Source organism: Caproiciproducens lactatisolvens (genome assembly GCF_052443335.1).
GTDB lineage: Bacteria > Bacillota > Clostridia > Oscillospirales > Acutalibacteraceae > Caproiciproducens.
The window spans coordinates 1094579-1113007 of sequence record NZ_CP195750.1 but is presented as its reverse complement, the minus strand read 5'-3'; the positions used below and the strand labels follow the sequence as shown (position 1 = coordinate 1113007).

The following is an 18429-nucleotide window of genomic DNA, read 5'->3' as shown; positions in this document are numbered from 1 at the left end:
TATTAAATACTATATAACAGATTTACTATAATTACAAAGGAGTGCTGTTATGATTCAATCCGTATGCGTATTCGGCGATTCCGTAGCCGAAGGTATTGTTTTTGACAGTGTCCGTAAAAAATACATCCTTTTGAAAGACAGCTTTGTCGGCATGATTGAAAAGAACAGTCATATTGCCATCAGAAACTTTTCAAAATTCGGCTGTACCGTCACAAAAGGCGGCGAGGTACTGAAAAAGCACATATCCGAACTGGGCCGGTACGACTACACGGTGCTGGAATTCGGCGGAAACGACTGCGATTTCAACTGGGCGGAGGTCTCGGCTTCCCCGGAAAGCAACCATGTACCGAACACCCCGGTTTCCGTATTTGAAGAATATTATTCCCGGATGATCGACGAAGTGAAAGCGTGCGGCGGCAAGCCGGTGCTGCTTTCCCTGCCGCCGATCGACGCGAAACGGTACTTTGACTGGATTTCACGCGGGCTGAATCCGGAAAATATTCTCCGCTGGCTCGGCGACGTGGAATTTATCTACCGCTGGCACGAAATGTATAACCTTGCCGTCAACCGGCTGGCGATCCTGCACCATGTCCCGCTGATCGACATCAGCAGCGCGTTTCTGAAAACCGGAAATTATCAGAACCTGATCTGCGAGGACGGTATCCATCCCAATGAAAACGGACACCGGCTCATCGGCCGGACCATTGAAAAATACGCTCTTATAAACGCATAAGACAGAGAAAAAACGCCTAATCCCGTTCTCAGGGATAAGGCGTTTTTGTATCGGTCAGGCCAACCAGATAATCTACGCTCACCCGATAATACCGGGCAAGTCTTACAATCAGGTGCAGTGGAATCTCCCTTTCCTCCCGTTCGTATTTGGAATACAGGGACTGGTCACACATTAAGTAGCCGGCTATCTGTTTTTGGGTAAGGTCACGGTCTTCTCTGATATCACGGATTCTCAATTTCATTATGATCACCAAATGCATTATACTTTAGTACAATCTGTCCATTGACAATATGGACTATTTGTCCTAAACTATATTCGGGGTGAGAGTAGTGGATCATTATAAGGAAATGTATTACAGCCTTTTCAACAAGATTACAGATATCATTAATGAGTTACAGAATATACAGCAGGAGTCGGAGGAGGTGTTCCTTTCCCATGAAGTCAAAGAAAAGGAACATACCATTCTCTATCCTCATAGGGAAATCTGGAGAAAGCCATAGACTTTCAATCTCCGAATACCGTGTCCCTGATTTTCTTTTCGGCAAGGCCGAGCGCCTCCGCGCTGATTTTTGAGATCATTCCCTTTTGCACTTCGTCGTAATATCGTTTCGCGCGGGCCAACTGTTTGGTCGCCTTTGCGACTTCCGTCTTATAATCCATCATAATGGCCGTGATTTCCGCGCGGTATTTTTCGTCTGTTTTCTCCGCGACCGCGGCTTTGTAAATATCGATGACCTCGTCGTCCGGACGGGACGGAAAATATTCATGCGGGGAAGTGCTGTCAAACAGGGCCACGCTCAGCTCCCGCAGAATCACCATATCCAGGCTGTTCGGGTCAAACGCGCAGTGGTAAATTTCCGTATCGAATCCCGCCGCGGTGGCATACTCCGCAATTTTTCCCAGGAAAGTCGACTTCCCGGTGCCTGGCCGTCCTTTGATAAAGTACCGTTTTTCAAGGTCCTCTGTCAGATTGTCAATGTAATCATAAGCGCCGTTCACGGTTGCCGCGCCGAAGTAGCGGTGAACCTGCGCCCCCTTTTTTCCCAGTGTTTTTTCCCCGATCACCTTTTCAATTGTCCGGGCCGTCAGTCTGTTGGCGGCGGCGAAATCCATATTGGAAACGTAGATTTGCTCCCATTTGTCGTGGATGGCGCGTGCGGCGGAAAAATGCCGGACCGCGCCCGCCAGGCAGGCATGGGTCTGACTCAGGTTGTCGTCATTGAGAATTGCCGCCACGGGATATTCCTCTTCCCCGTAAAGCGGAAAATTAATCACTCCCGCGTTTTTTTCCGGGATAAGGACCCCTTCCATGGAATTGTCCAGACAATTGTGGATCAATTGCGCGTGACAGCCGCTGTCACGCGCGGCGGAACAAAGGCTGCTTACAATGTCCGACACGACGATGGACGGATAACCGCTGAGACGGACGACCGTTTTCAGGCGGCCAAAATTCGATTGAAAAAAGCTGACATATCCCCTTGAGCTGTTGGAACCGATAAAATAGTTCAAAGAAAAATCCGGCAATGAAACGTCCTCCCCCCACATATTGTTTATCACATTATATGATTGGATTTTTAAGACATGCATAAAAGCGGCAAACCCGCCGGACGGGTTTGCCGCTTTCCAAACTTTAAAAAATTCAGTCCCTCTTGTTCGCAATATCCCTCGCGACCACAACGCCGGTTACGGAAGCCTGCATCAGCCCGCGGGTAATGCCGGCGCCGTCGCCGATGGTGTACAGATTTTCGATTTCGGTCTCAAAATTCTTTTTGACCGATACCTTGGAGGAATAGAACTTGACCTCCACCCCGTAAAGCAGGGTGTTCTTGGAGTAAAGCCCCGGGGCCAGCTTGTCAAACGCGCGGAGCGACTCCACAATGCTGGTCAGATGACGGTGAGGCAGCACAAAGGACAAGTCGCCCGGCACCGCGTTTTTCAGGGTGGGCACCGTCGTGGACTTTTTCAATCTGGTGTAGTCCGTGCGCCTTCCCATCAGGAGGTCGCCCAGCCGCTGCACCATGATGCCGCCGCCCGTCAGCATGTTCCCCAGCTGCGCGATATACCGGCCGTACTCGATCGGCTGATTGAACGGCTCGGTAAAGCGGGTGGAAACCAGCATGGCAAAATTGGTATTTTCGCTGTGCTTGTCTTCGTCGGCGTAGGAATGGCCGTTTACAACCGCGATCCCCCCGCCGATACCGCCGTCGTAATGCTCCTCGCTGACAATGCCGCCTGGATTCATGCAGAAGGTACGCACCTTATTTTCAAACGTATCCGAATAATAAACCAGCTTCGCCTCATACAGGTTCTTGGTGAGGTGGTCCATCACCGCGTTCGGTACTTCCACACGCACGCCGATGTCGACCTCGTTGTTGGTGGTGGCCAGCTTGTTTTCCTGGGCAATGCGGGCCAGCCACTCGGCGCCGCCGCGTCCCGGCGCGGCCACCACGTAGGGTGCGCGGACAAGGGTGCGCCCGCCGGAACGGTCAACCAGCCACACGCCTTCCGCTTTTCCGTTTTCCACAAAGATGGAATCCGCCGTGGTGTGTTCCCTGAACTCGAAATTCGGCCTGGCGGAAAGGTAACGGTACATGCCCCTCAGCACTTCAAAGGAGTATTCCGTACCCATATGGCGCACCGGGCAGGGGATCAGCTGGATATTTTCCCTGCGTGCCTCATAGGACACCTTTTCCGCAAATTTGTCGCTTTTTCCGAAAATCTTGTCCGGAGCCCCGTAATGCAGATAAATATCGTCGGCGTAGCGGATGAGCTCCCGTGCCTTTTCCACCGGCATATAATCCGTGATATTGCCGCCGACTTCCTCCGAAAGGGACAGCTTTCCGTCCGAAAAAGCGCCGGCGCCGGCCCAGCCGTTCATAATATTGCAGGTCTTGCAGTGGGCGCACTGTCCGGAGGTCCTTGCCGGGCAGGCGCGCCGGTCAATCGTGCTTCCGCTGTCTACCACCAGCATCTTTTTCCCGGGCGCGAGCTTATCCATCTCCAGAGCCGTAAAAATGCCGGCAGGGCCGGCACCGATGACAATCAAATCATAATCGTACATATTTTCAACCTCACAATATTCGTGTTAATCGCTATTTTTTAACTACAGCATTTTCAGTGGATTCTGCAAACAAGGTTACGTTTCTCCCCCGCCTTCGGCGGGGGAGAAACGTGTTTTATCTCGCAAACGGAAATGGATTTGCCATAGGATTTTTTCTTCAGGCAAAACAATGGTATTATAACATATCTATTTCGTTTGTCAAATGTTTTCTTCCATCATGCGTAAAAGGACCCGCTCAAACGATTCGTCGTCCTGCCTGCTTCTCTTTTTGAACTTTCCGATCCTTGCCCCCGCGCGGCGCATTTCCTGGCCGAGCGCGCGTTCAAACAAAAGGCGGTCCATATTGGAATCGTCGTAGACCATGCCGTTCTGGTTCAGCGCCTTTGCGCCCTTGGCAAGCGCCATGGCCGCCACGCCGAAATCCTGAGTGACGACGATGTCCCCGCTCCCGGCCAGATTGACCAGGCGGATATCCGCGCTGTCACGGCCCTTGTCCACCGTAATCACTTTGCTGTACCCGTCGTCGAGCAGATGGCTCGTGTCGGTCAGCATGATGACGGGCACCTTCTGTTTTTTCGCCAGCCGGACAATAATTTCCTTGACCGGGCAGGCATCGGCATCCACCAGAATATTCATCAAACAACCGCCGCCTTCTAAAATTTCCCAATTCCGGCGCCCCAAGCTTCGCTCCGGTTTGCGCTACGAGATTATTATAGCACGAAACCGCAAGAGATGGATTGTATTAAAATATAACAGAATTGTAATGATTTATTACAATTTTTACATCATAATTGACTTTTACAAGCACCCGGAATATGATGTAGCTGTAAAGTTATGCCCGAATGGAGGAGATTTATGAGGAAACTGAAGCTTTTCATACCGTTACTATCGGTTCTGCTGGTTTTGCTGACCGCATGCGCGTCAAAAACGGAAACTCCCGCCGTCATGCTTGCGGAAACCGCCCCGTCTGAAATCAGAGCCAAAAGCAACGCAAAAAGCAGTGCTGTTCAGAAATTTTATACAAACGACAAATTGAGTTTTTCACTTGCAGTCCCCGATAGCTGGGAGGATAAAAATTATACCCCGGTGGTTACTACGGAAACCATGTCGGACGGCGGCACAAAATATACGAAAGTGGATTTTCTTTTTCAAAATGACAAAAACTGCTCACTGCTTACGATTTTCCTTGTTTCAAAGGACTGGTGGGAGAAAACAAAGGGCGGAACGCTCGATCCCAAACCCACCTATCTGGGAACAAAGGAAGACGTCGTTTACTGCTTTACTCTGCCGAAAAACTCTCCTTACGAAGTAGGAGAAAAATCGGATCTGTTCAACAGTATGGTTCTGCCGGACAGCGACGTCCTCAACCGATTCAAGATTCTGGACGCGAATGCTTCCTCCAGCGGTATTTCCACCGTGGAAGGAACGCTGGAAGAAATCATGACGCAGACCATTACCATCAAGACGGACGACGGCCGCTCGATCACCTTCCTCAAGGATGGAACCGATGCGGATACTTCCGGCAAGGGTCTGCAGCTGGGGCGCAGGCTGAGAATCTATTATGAAGGCGCCATAGACGGCTCCAACACAAGAGCCGTAACCGTTACCAAAATCGAAAGGCTGAACTGAACACGCGAAAAGGCTGCCGCTTGTGCGGCAGCCTTTTTATTTTCCTTTTTTCAGGTTCTTTAGCACCGGAATGACGCCGCGGAGAGTGGGGACGCACGCAAAGAGCATTTTCTCCAGTTCCGGATTTGCGGGAACCGTGTCCGGTATCATAACGGTTTTCATCCCCGCGCGGTAAGCGGAAAGAATTCCGTTCGGAGAATCCTCCAGCGCCATGCACTCCTGCGGCGGAACCTGAAGCGCCTGGGCCGCTTTCAGGTAAATATCGGGGTCGGGCTTGCTTTTTTCAATCATGTCGCCGCAAATGATCTGATCAAAGTATCCGGTTATCTTTGTATTTTCAAAATGGCTCATGGTGCTGCTGCGCGAAGAGGACGTTGCGACCGCGATTCTGTAGCCTTCCCGTTTCAGATAGTCCAGCAGTTCAAACAGCCCCTCTTTTACCGGGACGCCGTTCTTTTTGATATAGTCCCTGCTGTAATCCACACTGATCTTTCTGAATTCTTCAAACGGAAAGTCGGGGCCGTATTTTGTTAAAAACAGTTCTTTTTCGGCGGCGGCGGTAATTCCCATCGCCTGTTCAATCAATTCCATCACATTGCCGCACCCGAGCGCTTCTCCGGCCTTCTTCCAGCCGTCGATCGAAAGGCGTTCGGTGTCGAACATGGTCCCGTCCATATCCAGTACCACTGCTTTCATCATGCGTAAACCTCACTTATTCATTTGATTGGGGGAAAGAGCGCTTCCCCGCCCTGCACCTTTGCGTAATTTGTCAACACACCGTCATCCGGATCAATCCGGATTTTCTTTTTCGCGGCAATTTCCAGCCGTCCGCCGAAATCCCGCAGCCGGGTAAGCTGCTCTGCCAGTCTTTCCTGCTGTTTTTTGGTCAGTCCCTCCTTTTGCGCATATTTCTCAAGCCCGGACTGCGTTTTCCGCAGAAAATCCAGCCCGCGGGCGATGGTGTTTTCATCATAGGCATGCATATAACAGAGCGCCTGAAAAGCGCCGCCGTCAATCATCCAGTAAATCGGCCTCTTTTTATAAATACGGATATGCTCGCGGTAAAATTCGTTTCTGTAATAGTTTCGGATAACATCCACCGCGCTGCCGCTCCCGCCGAGCGCGGAAACGATCAAAGAGAGATTCTCTTTCAGCGTTTTTTCGCCGAACACAAGCTTCACAAAGGAAATTAGCCGCACGGCAAGGTCGTTTTCCAGATACGGGGTAACGGGCAGGATGTCCGTCCCTCCCTGCGGGTCATAGCCGGGGACGGTATACCGCCCGAACATGCAGCCCAAAGCGAAGCTGAGGAAGCTGCGGATATCGCGGGAAAGCTCCGCGCGGCGGATGGTGACGTCCCCATCCTCCACCTGCGGCTTCAGCTCGTTTTTAAGACCGTAAAGGTCAATAAAAATCCGGTTGAGCTCTTCCTCATTTTCCTTCATCCGCTGAAAACGGAGGTCGGTAAAATCCTTCCACGCCGCAAAGGCATCGGCAATTTTACAGTCTTTTTCCTTCGTCCTGAAACGAAGCAGCGGATGAGTCTGGAAATTCCAGCTGGTTTCAAAGGAATCCCAGTCCTCCCTGGAAATTTCGATATTTTCAGCAACCAGCATACCGACCCGCCGCTTCACGGTTTCATCCACCCGCAGCGGAAGCTTAGCGATGTTGCCCGCCTGATAGTTCAGCGTGGGATTCATCAGGTTCAGCATGGCAAAAGCGCAGCTGCTGGACAAAAATCCAAGAATATAATAGAAATCGTCCTCCCGGTTCGGGAAAACGGAGGAACCGGCGATGTCGAACACAAAGCCCTGCGGATAATACCGCACGCCGAATTTGGAGGAGCTGACGAACGACCAAGACACGCTCCGCTCAAAATAAAAGCCTTGGCCGGGAAAGGAAGCGGACTGTCCCGACTTTACGCGGAACTCGCTGATCTCCCGCCCGAAATGCTGAAAATTGACCACATACTCCTGATTGCCGTACCACTTCCGGAAATCGCCGCCCTTGTTATAAGGGTACCATTTCTGGCTGCTCTGCAGACAGTCGGCCCGGTCGATGCAGTGGAAATGGATGTTTTCAGGAGCTACCTCGTACCAGAAACGAAGGAAGCGCTGATTGTCACAGGTAAAAAGCCCGTTCGTAACCGCCGCGCTTTCGGAAAGGGGTGGGACGGAGGAGAAGATCTCCCCCGGCTTTTCGCCCGCCCAATAGGCGATCGGCATGCCGGGAATCCGGGCGAACTGCTTTGCCGGAGTCTCAAAGCGGTAGGAGCAGCGCGGGTTCCGCACCGCTTCCCTCACCTTTTGTTTCTGCACCTCCATGCCGCCCCAGAAGTCGGAGAGCTTCAGATACACGCCGGGCCTGCTTTCCGGCCCGTTTTTCAGCACAAAGGTACAGATCGGCACGGTGGCCTCGTCAAAAGCGGAATACTCCAGCTGAATCAGCGAGGAGATCGATTTTTCCCGGATGATGTATTCCCTCAGCTTCTGATAGGATTTGATGAACATCCAGACAAACGGCGACATAAACGCGCAGTAGCCGTCCGGAATGCAGAAGCCGAAGCTGCGGTAAATAAACACGGAGAACAGGTCCCCGGCATAGTCGCGGTAATGCCGATTGACGTAGGATTTCAGCTTTTTATTCATCCGGTTCAGATAAGGCGGATTCGTCGCAACCACCGTGTATTTCCCCGCCATTGCGCGGGCCTGCCGCAGCAGCGGCAAAAGCTTGTGGACGGTATCTTCCCGGTACGCGAGCGCAAACAGGCTGTCGCACGGCTGCTGCCTGATTTCCTCCACCCGCCGGAAAATCCGGTCAAAGCCGGCCTGCTCCACACGGAGCAGGCTGCCGTATTCGGCGGCCCCGTGAAGGGCCGAAAGAAGACTTTGCAAATCCGCTTCGATCTGCCCGTCGCCGTCCGCCACAAAGGACAGCAGGTCCCCGCCGATCCCGGACCCTTCCCGGATGACATACAGGTTCAGCGGGATTCCAAGCGTCAGAATATCCTCATTGTATCCGCGCGCCTTCATCAGCAGCGCAAAGCAGGCCAACTGCCAGGAACGCCTGTCGATGTCAAACCCGTAAAGGTTGCGGCGAAGGATCAGCTCCGCCGCGTCCCGCGGGCTCACCCCGCATTCCCGGTAAATTTCAATCAGCAGGTCAAACGCGTAGACAAGGATATGCCCGCTGCCCATGCACGGATCGAGAAGCTTCAGCTCCTGCGGCGGTACGTTTTCCTGAACGGCGGCATTTTCCGCCCCGAGATAAAATTCCAGCTTTTCTCTGAGCGCGCTGTCCGGATTCCGCTCCAGCCAGTACTGGCCAAGAGAATTGTCCACCATGCTGCGCACGACCCAGTCCGTGGTAAAAAACTGCGTGGCCGCCGGGACGTCCTCTTTTTTCACCCTGCCGCCGTAAAGGCTGATGACCTCGCTGCGGCGGGCGTCGTTGTAATACTGGTACAGCCAGCCGATGATCTCAACCGCTTCCCGGAAGTCCTCCTCGGAAATCCCGTCCACCAGGCTGCGGACGACTCCATCTTCCTCCCGGAAGGACAGCTGCAGCAGCGGCTCGAGATACTCGCATTCGCTTTCAAAATACTCCGGAAGGATTTTGGCAAGGGACCGGCAGACAGAAATAAAAAGCGCGGTAAAGCGCTCGTCCGACCGGTCCTCCGTCGGCTCTGCCGCCAGGATATCCGGAAGGATCTGTCCCGTCTGTTCGGAAGAAAGGACGCGCACCTTCCCCGGCAGATAGCCGTTGACCTCCATGAACCGGATGCCGATGATACGGATAAACCACGTATAGGAGACTTCCTCCACCACGGCCTGAAAGCCGGTGTTTTCAATGTCCTGCGTCAGTCCGGGAAACGGGTTCCGTTTCTGCGCCGTCAGTTCGACGGCGCGCCGGGAGACGGACGCGATAAGCTTTTCTCTGGCGCCAACCGCAAAGGTCCGGATTGCCGCCTTGTTCACCTTACCATCCCCCTTCTCTCCGAATGAGACTATCATACCATATCTTCGCCAAAAAGTTAATCTTATTGACACCGATTCCCAAAATGATATATGATTAGAACCATAGGAAGAAACGGGAAGTGCTGAAACATGTTAGGAACCATTGTCAACGCGCTGTCCATTGCGCTGGGAACGGCGCTGGGATTGATTTTAAAAAGCGGTATCCGGGATCATTACCGTGAAACCATTATGGACGGGGTCGCGCTGTCCGTCCTGCTGATCGGAATGATGAGCGCCATCAAGACAAACGATCTGGTGCTGCTGATTTTCAGCCTGGTGATCGGCAGCATCATCGGCGAGGCGCTGAAAATCGAGGACCGGCTCGCGGGGCTGGGCCAGCTGATCGAAAGCAGGACTTCGAGCACGGACGGCAGCGTCGCAAAAGCCTTTGTGACCGCCAGCCTTGTGTTCTGCGTCGGCTCCATGGCGATCGTCGGCTCCATTGAAAGCGGGCTGACCGGCAATCACCAGACGCTGTTCGCCAAATCGGTGCTCGACGGCATTGTGTCCATTTTCCTCAGCTCGACCATGGGCTTCGGCGTGATTTTTTCCGCCGCAGCCGTATTCCTTTATCAGGGCATGATCACGCTGCTGGCGTCTTCTCTCAAGTCCCTGCTGACCAACGAAATGATACGGGAGATTTCGGCCATCGGCGGCGTCCTGATTATGGCGATCGGGCTGAACATGCTGAAAATCAAAAAAATAAAGGTCGGCAACATGCTGCCGGCCATTCTTCTTCCTTTTCTGTATTATTTCATCAAAAAAGCAATCGGTATCGCATAAGTTCTCCCGATATCGGCATATCCCGAAAAGGCCGCTGCCGGATTCCCGGCAGCGGCTGTTTGTTGAGTACTTCGAAAGATGCTCAGCATTTGGATTTGAATACTCCGTCCTGATAGACCTGTGTCACGGTGTCGTCCGGGTAATAACAAAGGACGGTGCCGTTGTGCTTGCTGACAATGATGGACGGCTCTATGGACTCGCTTTTGTCGGAAATCAGAAACTGGTAGTACTGGTTTCCCTGATACTCAAAGTTTCCGTTGATCAGGTCGATTTTGTATTTTGTATAATCCATACGGATCATATTTTTGACGGCGTTCATTGCTTCGTTCCGGTCGATGTTCTGTACCGACTGCGCGGGCTGAAAGATTTCCGGTTTACTGTTCTGAGCCGTTCCGGCTTTTGAGCAGGCGGTCAGAATTGTCAATAAAGCCACTAAAACAATCGCAGCCGCAAACTTCCCTGTTTTCATTGAAATTCCTCCCATATCATTTTCACTTTACAAATTTATCATAGTATCCGCCGGCGGTGAAAGCAAGAAAAGCAACAGAACTGTAAGTGGTTGCTACAAAACTGTAAACGATGGCGGCAAAAAATGATAAATCTGTATTTTTTGATAGGCGGGAACGGAAAATGAACGAGGCGCTTTCCTTGTAAGCCGGCAATTTCGTGCTATAATAAATCCATCATTACAGACTGATCCTTCGCCGCGCTTGATGCGAAATCCGGCGGCCGGCTGTAAAATCATTTCAGGTTGTGAGGAAAATTCATGAAGCAAAACAGAAGATACCCTAAGATCACTCTGACCCGCAAGGCGGAAAACAGCATTCTGTCCGGACACCCGTGGATCTACAATACGGAGATTCTCAAAATTGAGGGCCCGTATGAAAACGGCAGTCTGGCCGACGTTTTCAGCATCCGCGAAAAATATCTGGGCACCGGGTTTATCAACGACCACTCCAAAATCAGGATCCGGCTGATTTCCCGCAGCGCGAACGACGTCTTTGACGAAGCTTTTTTCGAGCGCCGCCTGCGTCACGCGTGGGAGTACCGCAAAACCGTGATGGGGGACGACGTCTCCTGCTGCCGGATCATTTTCGGCGAGGCGGATCTTTTCCCCGGGCTGACGGTGGACCGCTTTCGCAACATACTGGTCGCACAGACGCTTTCTCTCGGTATGGAAAAGCTGAAGCCCGTTCTCTTCCCTCTGCTGTGCAAAATTCTGAGGGAGGACGGCCAGAACATAGACGGCATCTACGAACGCAACGACGTCGCTATCCGCGAGCTGGAAGGGATGCGGCAAAATAAAGGTTTCTTCCCCATCGCCGGGCTGGAAACGCCGCAGGCAACCCGGACAACGATCACGGAGAACGGGATCGAATACGCCGTCGACTTTGAAAACGGGCAGAAAACCGGATTTTTCCTCGACCAGAAGTACAACCGGCAGGCTGTCGCGAAAATCAGCCGCGGCAAGCGGGTGCTGGACTGCTTTACCCACACCGGCTCCTTTGCGCTGAACGCGGCGAAGGGCGGAGCGGAACACGTACACGCGGTGGATATTTCCGCCGACGCGGTCGCTATGGCGGAGGAAAACGCCGGGCGCAACCAATTGCAGGAAAAAATGAGCTTCCAGACGGCCAATGTGTTCGACCTGCTGCCGCAGATGCCGATGGGCAAAAAGGACGGCTACGACCTGATCGTGCTCGACCCGCCAGCTTTTACCAAATCGCGCCAGACCGTCGACCACGCGATGAAGGGGTACAAGGAAATCAACCTGCGCGCCATGAAGCTGCTGCCGCGCGGCGGCTACCTTGCGACCTGCTCCTGCTCCCATTTCATGACGGAGGACCTCTTTTGCAGCATGCTGCGCAGCGCGGCGTTTGACGCCCAGGTGTCGCTCCGCCAGATCGAAGCGAGGCAGCAGTCCCCCGACCATCCTATTTTATGGAATGTGCCGGAAACCAATTACCTCAAGTTTTACATTTTTCAGATTACCTGAACCACTGTGCACCCCGGAAAATCAGGAGCGTTCGCGCCTGATACCGGGGCGCTTTTTTTAGAAAAAAGCCCTTGACATTTCTTCTTTAACGTAGTACTATGTCAACAATATATATTACTAATTTGATATGAATTGTAATATTACATAAAAGGAGGAGCCCTATGAAAACAAAATCCCACTCTTTTCACAAGCTGAATCGTCCCCTCTTTCTGTATGACCGAATGTGCGCCTCCTATTGTTGTAACAGGAAATCGATTTTGTAATTCCACGGGATACGAAATACGGAAATAAAGATGCAGAAGGAGTAACGACAATGAGTGAAAGAAAATATAAGTTTGAGACCATACAGGTACACGCGGGACAGGAGAAGCCGGATTCCGCAACGGACGCGCGAGCGGTTCCGATTTACCAGACCACTTCCTATGTATTTAAGGATTCCGCGCAGGCCGGGGGGCGTTTTGGCCTGACGGAAGGCGGCAATGTCTACGGCAGACTGATGAACCCCACCTCCGATGTGTTTGAACAGCGCGTTGCCGCTCTGGAAGGCGGCGTGGCGGCGCTGGCCACCGCGACCGGTGCGGCCGCCATTACCTACGCGATTGAAAATGTCGCTCACGCGGGCGACCATATCGTCTCTGCCAACACCATTTACGGCGGGACCTACAATCTGCTGGAACATACGCTCGCGGCTTTCGGCATCACCACCACGTTTGTCGACCCCGACGTGGAAGGCAGCTTTGAAAAAGCGATTCAGCCGAATACCAAGGCGATTTTTATTGAAACCCTCGGCAACCCGAATTCCAGCATTATCGACATCGACGCGGTCGCCGCGATCGCGCACAAAAACGGAATCCCCCTGATTGTGGACAATACCTTTGCGACGCCGTACCTTCTGCGCCCCATTGAGCACGGCGCGGACGTAGTCGTCCATTCCGCGACAAAGTTTATCGGCGGACACGGCTCCTCCTTGGGCGGAGTCATCGTCGACGGCGGCAACTTCGACTGGGAGGCCTCCGGCAAATTCCCGTGGCTGAGCGAGCCCGATCCGAGCTACCACGGCATCAGCTTTACAAAAAACGTCGGCGCGGCGGCCTATGTGACCCGAATCCGCGTAATCCTGCTGAGAGATACCGGCGCGACCATCAGCCCGTTTAACTCCTTCCTGCTGCTGCAGGGCCTTGAGACCCTCTCCCTTCGCGTGGAGCGTCATGTTGAGAACGCTCTGAAGGTAGTGGATTTCCTGTCCAGACACCCGAAGGTGGAGCGCGTCAATCACCCCGCCTTACCGGACAGCAAATACAACGTTTTATATAACAAATATTTTCCCAACGGCGCAGGCTCCATCTTCACGTTTGAGATCAAAGGCGGCGCCGAGGAAGCCAAAGACTTTATCGACCGTCTTGAAATTTTCTCCCTGCTGGCAAACGTGGCCGACGTGAAGTCGCTGGTCATCCACCCGGCGAGCACCACCCACTCCCAGATGAACGAAAGCGAGCTGCTCCAGTCCGGCATCAAGCCGAACACCGTCCGTCTTTCCATCGGCACCGAGCACATCGACGATATTCTGTACGATCTTCAGCAGGCGCTGGCGTAAGCCTTGCGTTTCCGGCAAGACGCGCCGGAGGGAGTAAGCGTTCCCCCGGTCCGGTTTCTATCAAACTCCCAGGCTTTGCCTGCCAGCTTCCTCAAAGAGGGAGCCCTCCTTGATCGGCAGCCTGAAAGAGCGGCAGCCCTGTAAAACAGGGCTGCCGCTCTTTCCCGTTTGGGCCGTGTCTTTTATTCTTCGGGCTTTACATGGACATCGAGCTGATTGTGAGGAATCCGGATGCCCGCCTCGTCAAACGCAAGCTTTACCTTTTCCTGCATATCAAAATAAAGGGTCAGGTAATCGTCCGTTTTGCACCATGCCCTCACCTCCACCGTGATGCCGTTTTCCCCGTGCTCACTGACCACGACCAGCGGAGCGGGGCTGTCGAGCACCATGGAATTCCGTCCGGCCAGATTTTCGAGCAGGCTTTTCACCCTTCCAAGATCCTCGTCATAAGCGACGGTATATTTCAGGTCCAGGCGGCGGGTCGCCATGGCGGAATAGTTGACGATGACTCCGGAGGTGATTTTGGCGTTCGGAATCACGACCTCTTTATTGTCGAAGGTCCTGAGCGTGGTAAACATGGTTTCGATCCGCTCCACCGTTCCTTCCGTTTCCTCAAAGAGGATGTAATCCCCGACGCGGAACGGCTTTGTAAAGATGATCTGTGCGCCGCAGGCGATGTTGGCCATATTGTCTTTCACGGCAAGACCGATCGTCAGGCCCGCCGCGCCGATCGCGGCAATAATGGAGCCGATGTTCATACCGAGCTGAGCCGCCGCCGTAATGCATACGATCATTTTCAGCAGCACTTTGGCGAGAGAGCTGATAAAAGTGACGAGGCCCGTGTCCGTCTTTGAGCGCGACATCGCGCGGAACATCAGTCTGACCGCCTGGTTGCTGAGCCACCAGCCGATCCCTAAAATCAACAGCGCGCCCAGAATCCTCGGCAGGGATGATTCCAGAAGCAGAAGGAGCTGCTGTCCGTATTTTTCAAAGCTGAATTCCAAAAAAATTACCTCCCTTAACGGTTCAGTGATCTGTTTTCCTGTTTTTGGAGATGTCAAAGAATAGCGCATTCTATTGAATTACACAGAAAAAGGTTATAAAATAGTAGAAAATGATAGAATAAAAGGTGATTCAATACATGAAACAATTTCTTGCAATGCTGACCGTACTGGCAGTCTGCCTTTCTCTTTCCGCCTGTTCAAAAAAAGACGGAAGCAGTGAGTCCTCCAGTCCGGCAAGCAGCGCCGTGGTCAGCGAGACGGGTTCTTCCGAACCGGATACATCCTCCAGCTCCGGAGTTTCTTCCGTCTCCTCCGCGGCGGTGGCCTCTTCGAAAGGGACCTCCTCCCAAAAGCAGAGTGCTTCTTCCGCGCCCGCTTCCCCATCCCAGCCGGAAAAGGCCCAGACCGTGCGCGTGGTGATCCCCGAAGGGTATACGCTGTCGCAGATCGGCGACCGGCTGGAAGCGAACGGCGTCTGCAAAAAAAGCGAACTGCTGAGCACCGCGAATTCCTACGATTTCAGCTATTATTCCCTGATCGGCAAGCTCGGTTCCAACGCGAACCGCTGCTATAAGCTGGAAGGATACCTTTTCCCCGATACCTATGAATTTTATAAGGACATGAAGCCGCAGGACGCGCTCGGCAAAATGCTGAGAAACGCGGAAAGAAGGATCGGCGGCAGCTACAGCTATTCCGGTATGACCACCGACCAGATCGTCACCCTTGCCTCCATTATCGAGAAGGAATCAGGAAACGTAAACGAAATGTCAAAGGTGTCCTCCGTGTTCCACAACCGGCTGAAAACCGGCATGAAGCTGCAGGCGGATGTAACGGTCATCTATGTGGAAAAATATCTGAAGCCCAACCTCACCGGAGATATCAACCGCTACAATTCCTATTATAATACCCGGAAATGCCCCGCCCTGCCGGTCGGCGCCATCTGCAACCCCGGCAAAGCCGCGCTGAACGCCGCGGTCAACCCGGCAAACACCGACTACCTTTACTTTGCCGCCGATTCCAGCGGAAATTACTACTATGCGAAAACCTATGAGGAACACAAGCAGAACCTGAACAAAGCGGGCATCATCGAGGGCGGCAGCATGCAGTAACCGCTCCGGACGAAAGGAGAATCGTATGAAAGCCGAAATCAGATATCTATACAACAGCGGATTCACACTGAAAACGGACCGCCATCTTTTTATCTTCGATTATTACCTTGACTCCCCGAAAGGCTGTGGGCTCGAAAAGGGCGTCGTCGACCCGGAGGAAATCAAAGACCTCGATGTGGTCGTCTTTGTCTCTCACAGCCACCCCGACCATTATAACCCGAAGATTTTCAGCTGGCGCAAAACCGTCGGAAAAATCCGCTACGTACTCTCCGACGATATCAAAACCTCCGAGGACGTAATCAGGGCCGCTCCCGGAAGGGAATACGATCTGGGCGACCTGAGCGTGCGCACGCTCGATTCCACCGATATCGGCGTGGCGTTCCTCATTCAGGCGGACGGCCTGTGCATTTATCACGCCGGGGATTTAAACGACTGGTACTGGAACGGGGAGCCCGACAGCGACAACCGCGAAATGACCCGCCGTTACAGGGAACAGATCGACACGCTGAAGGGCGAAGCGATCGATATCGCGTTTGTTCCGGCCGACCCCAGGCTGGAGGAACACGCGCTGCGCGGTCTGGACTACTTTATGAGAACAGTGGGCGCAGAGCTGGCGGTACCGATGCATTTCAGCGAAAACACCTCCGTGTTTGAGGAGCTGAAATCCGACAGCCGTACGGAAAGCTACCGCGACCGGATCGCATTCTTTTCCCAAAGGGGAGAAATGATTCCCTATCCGAACGCCGACAAATAAAGCGGGAACGTGTTCCTGACTGTCGATAAAGCCGTGCAGCCTCTTTTTGGCTCCCTCTTTGAAGGAGTTAACTCCCTCCGGCGCGGACCATGCGGTCGGCAAGCGCCTACGGCGATTCTCTTAGCCGTTTTACGTTGAATCGTAGGCAAGATGCTCCGAGACTCCCTCCGGCGCGCCGGGCGCGCCGCTTCCCTCACGGAGGGGGACTCATTGGCTTTCTTTCGCTTTAACACGATTTCTCATCTTTCGATACTCTCGGAGCGCTTTTCGGTTGAAAAAGCGCTCTTTTTTATACATACCGTTTTCCCTGCCAGGTATCCTTTTGGACAAGCGCGCGGTCAATGCCGCCGAGCACGGAAATTTTATCCACACCCCAGCGCGGCGCGATCAGCTGATCGTGGGCGCCGTCCCCCGTAATCCGTTCGATCACCGTTTCGGGCGGCAGAACCTCCAGCTGGGAGCAGACGACATCGAGATACCCTTCCCTGGTCATGGGGACGACTTCTCCCGCCGCAAGCTGACGCTCCATGGGAGTCCCCCGCATGACCTGCAGGAGATGGATTTTCACCGCGTCCGCTCCCAGTGCGCCGACCGCCCGGGCAGTGTCCAGCATCATTTCCGGGGTCTCCCCCGGAAGCCCGTTGATGATGTGTACACAGACACGGATGCCGCGGGATTTGAGCGCCTGAAAAGCCTCTGTAAATGCGGCGCAGGAATGGCAGCGGTTGATTCTCCTGGCGGTGGCGTCATGGATAGTCTGCAGCCCCAACTCCACCGTCAGATACGTTTCCCCGGACAGTCCGGCCAGATAATCCACCGTTTCCGGTTTTAGCGCGTCCGCGCGCGTCGCGATGCTGATACCGCACACGCCTTCGGCGCCCAGGGCGGATTCATACAGTTCCCGCAGCCTGGGAAGCGGCGCGTAGGTGTTGGTGTGCGCCTGAAAGTAGGCAATCACATCCGCGCCGGGTGTTTTTTCGCGCACCCGATTGAGCTCCATGCGCACCTGTTCGGCAACGCTCCTGTCCGCCCCGTGGGTAAAGTCCCCGCTGCCAGACAGGCAATAGGTGCAGCCGCCGAAGCCTTTGGAGCCGTCCAGATTCGGGCAGGTGAAGCCCGCGTCGATCACCGCCTTGAAAACCCGGCGGTCAAACCGCTTTTTCAGATGATAGCTCAGCGTATGATACCGTTTATTGTCATTGGAATAAAGAAAAGGACTTTTCAAACCGCCGCTCCGTCCCGGGAGTTCAGATACATTTCAGAAAGATATTCCTTACCCGTTTCCGTTTTGAAATATTTTTGCAGAACGGACCGTGCCTGCGCTTCGGCCATGCCGTCCTCATAAAGATTGACCAGAAAATCCGCCTCGACCAGAATCTGATAATCCGGGCCGCTGATTTCCGTATAGGTGTGGTGGTGGCCGATCAGAAAACAGACACGGTCGATCACCGCCTGCGGGATACCGGCTTCCAGAAGGATTGTTTCCGCGACCGGAGGGCCCTCCAGCTCCTGATATTTTCCGGAGGAGGAGCCGTATTTCCGTTCGCTGTTCCGGATTCCGATATCGTGAAGGATGGCGGCAAGCTCCAGAATCTCCATTGTGTTTTCGTCCAGGCCTTCCAGCTCGCCGATGGACTTTGCGAACGCGTATACCTTCAGCGCGTGCTGTACCCTTTTCGGGTCCCCCTCGTTGTAGCGGACCATGGCTTTCAGGATTCGGTTGTTTTGGCTGTTCATTTGTCTCTCTCCT

Annotated in this window: 17 protein-coding genes; 7 read left to right on the top strand and 10 right to left on the bottom strand. The window is 53.4% G+C overall.

From position 1 onward, the window contains the following. Window positions 1–49 precede the first annotated feature (49 nt). A complete protein-coding gene (locus tag ACRQV7_RS05410) occupies window positions 50–733 on the top strand; it encodes an SGNH/GDSL hydrolase family protein (RefSeq protein ID WP_275716796.1) in 684 nt (227 codons plus the stop codon). Window positions 734–761: 28 nt separating this feature from the next. Here the strand turns inward: ACRQV7_RS05410 and ACRQV7_RS05405 are convergent, their stop codons facing one another. The 4 genes from ACRQV7_RS05405 to ACRQV7_RS05390 all read right to left on the bottom strand — a co-directional run bounded on the left by ACRQV7_RS05405 (window position 762) and on the right by ACRQV7_RS05390 (window position 4430). Continuing rightward, window positions 762–974 (bottom strand): helix-turn-helix domain-containing protein, encoded by a 213-nt coding sequence (locus tag ACRQV7_RS05405; protein ID WP_275716798.1) that lies wholly within the window; start codon window positions 972–974, stop codon window positions 762–764. Between the two features lie 263 nt (window positions 975–1237). Then, window positions 1238–2257, bottom strand: a complete 1020-nt coding sequence (locus ACRQV7_RS05400; RefSeq protein ID WP_444659737.1) for a hypothetical protein — start codon at window positions 2255–2257, stop codon at window positions 1238–1240. Window positions 2258–2372: 115 nt separating this feature from the next. Next, window positions 2373–3794 (bottom strand): NAD(P)/FAD-dependent oxidoreductase, encoded by a 1422-nt coding sequence (locus tag ACRQV7_RS05395; protein WP_444659736.1) that lies wholly within the window; start codon window positions 3792–3794, stop codon window positions 2373–2375. Between the two features lie 198 nt (window positions 3795–3992). After that, window positions 3993–4430 carry a YaiI/YqxD family protein gene (locus tag ACRQV7_RS05390; RefSeq protein WP_444660229.1) on the bottom strand — a complete coding sequence of 146 codons (438 nt, stop codon included), beginning with the start codon at window positions 4428–4430 and terminating at the stop codon, window positions 3993–3995. Window positions 4431–4649: 219 nt separating this feature from the next. Between ACRQV7_RS05390 and ACRQV7_RS05385 the strand changes: the two genes are divergently transcribed. Then, on the top strand, window positions 4650–5423 hold the full coding sequence (locus ACRQV7_RS05385; RefSeq protein WP_444659735.1) for a hypothetical protein: 774 nt from the start codon (window positions 4650–4652) through the stop codon (window positions 5421–5423). A gap of 36 nt (window positions 5424–5459) precedes the next feature. Here the strand turns inward: ACRQV7_RS05385 and ACRQV7_RS05380 are convergent, their stop codons facing one another. Together ACRQV7_RS05380 and pglX are read right to left on the bottom strand one after the other, a co-directional pair. Next, window positions 5460–6122, bottom strand: a complete 663-nt coding sequence (locus ACRQV7_RS05380) for an HAD family hydrolase (RefSeq protein WP_275716808.1) — start codon at window positions 6120–6122, stop codon at window positions 5460–5462. Window positions 6123–6139: 17 nt separating this feature from the next. Further along, complete coding sequence (pglX, locus tag ACRQV7_RS05375) at window positions 6140–9400, bottom strand: BREX-1 system adenine-specific DNA-methyltransferase PglX (RefSeq protein WP_444659734.1); 3261 nt, start codon at window positions 9398–9400, stop codon at window positions 6140–6142. Between the two features lie 129 nt (window positions 9401–9529). On the opposite strand from pglX, the gene ACRQV7_RS05370 reads away from it, so the two are divergent. Continuing rightward, complete coding sequence (locus ACRQV7_RS05370; RefSeq protein WP_444659733.1) at window positions 9530–10222, top strand: DUF554 domain-containing protein; 693 nt, start codon at window positions 9530–9532, stop codon at window positions 10220–10222. Window positions 10223–10304: 82 nt separating this feature from the next. On the opposite strand, the gene ACRQV7_RS05365 is transcribed toward ACRQV7_RS05370, so the two are convergent. After that, the gene (locus ACRQV7_RS05365; RefSeq protein ID WP_444659732.1) at window positions 10305–10691 is read right to left on the bottom strand and encodes a hypothetical protein; all 387 of its coding nucleotides are present in this window, start codon (window positions 10689–10691) and stop codon (window positions 10305–10307) included. A gap of 297 nt (window positions 10692–10988) precedes the next feature. On the opposite strand from ACRQV7_RS05365, the gene ACRQV7_RS05360 reads away from it, so the two are divergent. Continuing rightward, the gene (locus tag ACRQV7_RS05360) at window positions 10989–12218 is read left to right on the top strand and encodes a class I SAM-dependent rRNA methyltransferase (protein ID WP_444659731.1); all 1230 of its coding nucleotides are present in this window, start codon (window positions 10989–10991) and stop codon (window positions 12216–12218) included. 313 nt (window positions 12219–12531) lie between these two features. Further along, on the top strand, window positions 12532–13812 hold the full coding sequence (locus ACRQV7_RS05355) for an O-acetylhomoserine aminocarboxypropyltransferase/cysteine synthase family protein (protein WP_444659730.1): 1281 nt from the start codon (window positions 12532–12534) through the stop codon (window positions 13810–13812). Window positions 13813–13994: 182 nt separating this feature from the next. Here the strand turns inward: ACRQV7_RS05355 and ACRQV7_RS05350 are convergent, their stop codons facing one another. Beyond that, the gene (locus ACRQV7_RS05350) at window positions 13995–14816 is read right to left on the bottom strand and encodes a mechanosensitive ion channel family protein (protein WP_444659729.1); all 822 of its coding nucleotides are present in this window, start codon (window positions 14814–14816) and stop codon (window positions 13995–13997) included. A gap of 137 nt (window positions 14817–14953) precedes the next feature. Between ACRQV7_RS05350 and mltG the strand changes: the two genes are divergently transcribed. Then, entirely contained in the window at window positions 14954–15925 is a 972-nt protein-coding gene (gene mltG / locus ACRQV7_RS05345; protein WP_444659728.1) for an endolytic transglycosylase MltG, read from the top strand. A gap of 25 nt (window positions 15926–15950) precedes the next feature. Then, window positions 15951–16679: an MBL fold metallo-hydrolase gene (locus ACRQV7_RS05340; RefSeq protein ID WP_444659727.1), complete on the top strand. Its 729-nt coding sequence runs from the start codon at window positions 15951–15953 to the stop codon at window positions 16677–16679. A 289-nt stretch (window positions 16680–16968) separates the two neighbouring features. Here ACRQV7_RS05340 and ACRQV7_RS05335 read toward each other — a convergent pair whose 3' ends face one another. Next, entirely contained in the window at window positions 16969–17904 is a 936-nt protein-coding gene (locus ACRQV7_RS05335; RefSeq protein WP_444659726.1) for a TIGR01212 family radical SAM protein, read from the bottom strand. Further along, on the bottom strand, window positions 17901–18416 hold the full coding sequence (locus ACRQV7_RS05330; RefSeq protein WP_444659725.1) for an HD domain-containing protein: 516 nt from the start codon (window positions 18414–18416) through the stop codon (window positions 17901–17903). The genes ACRQV7_RS05335 and ACRQV7_RS05330 overlap by 4 nt, the downstream gene beginning before the upstream one ends. Between the last annotated feature and the right edge of the window lie 13 nt (window positions 18417–18429).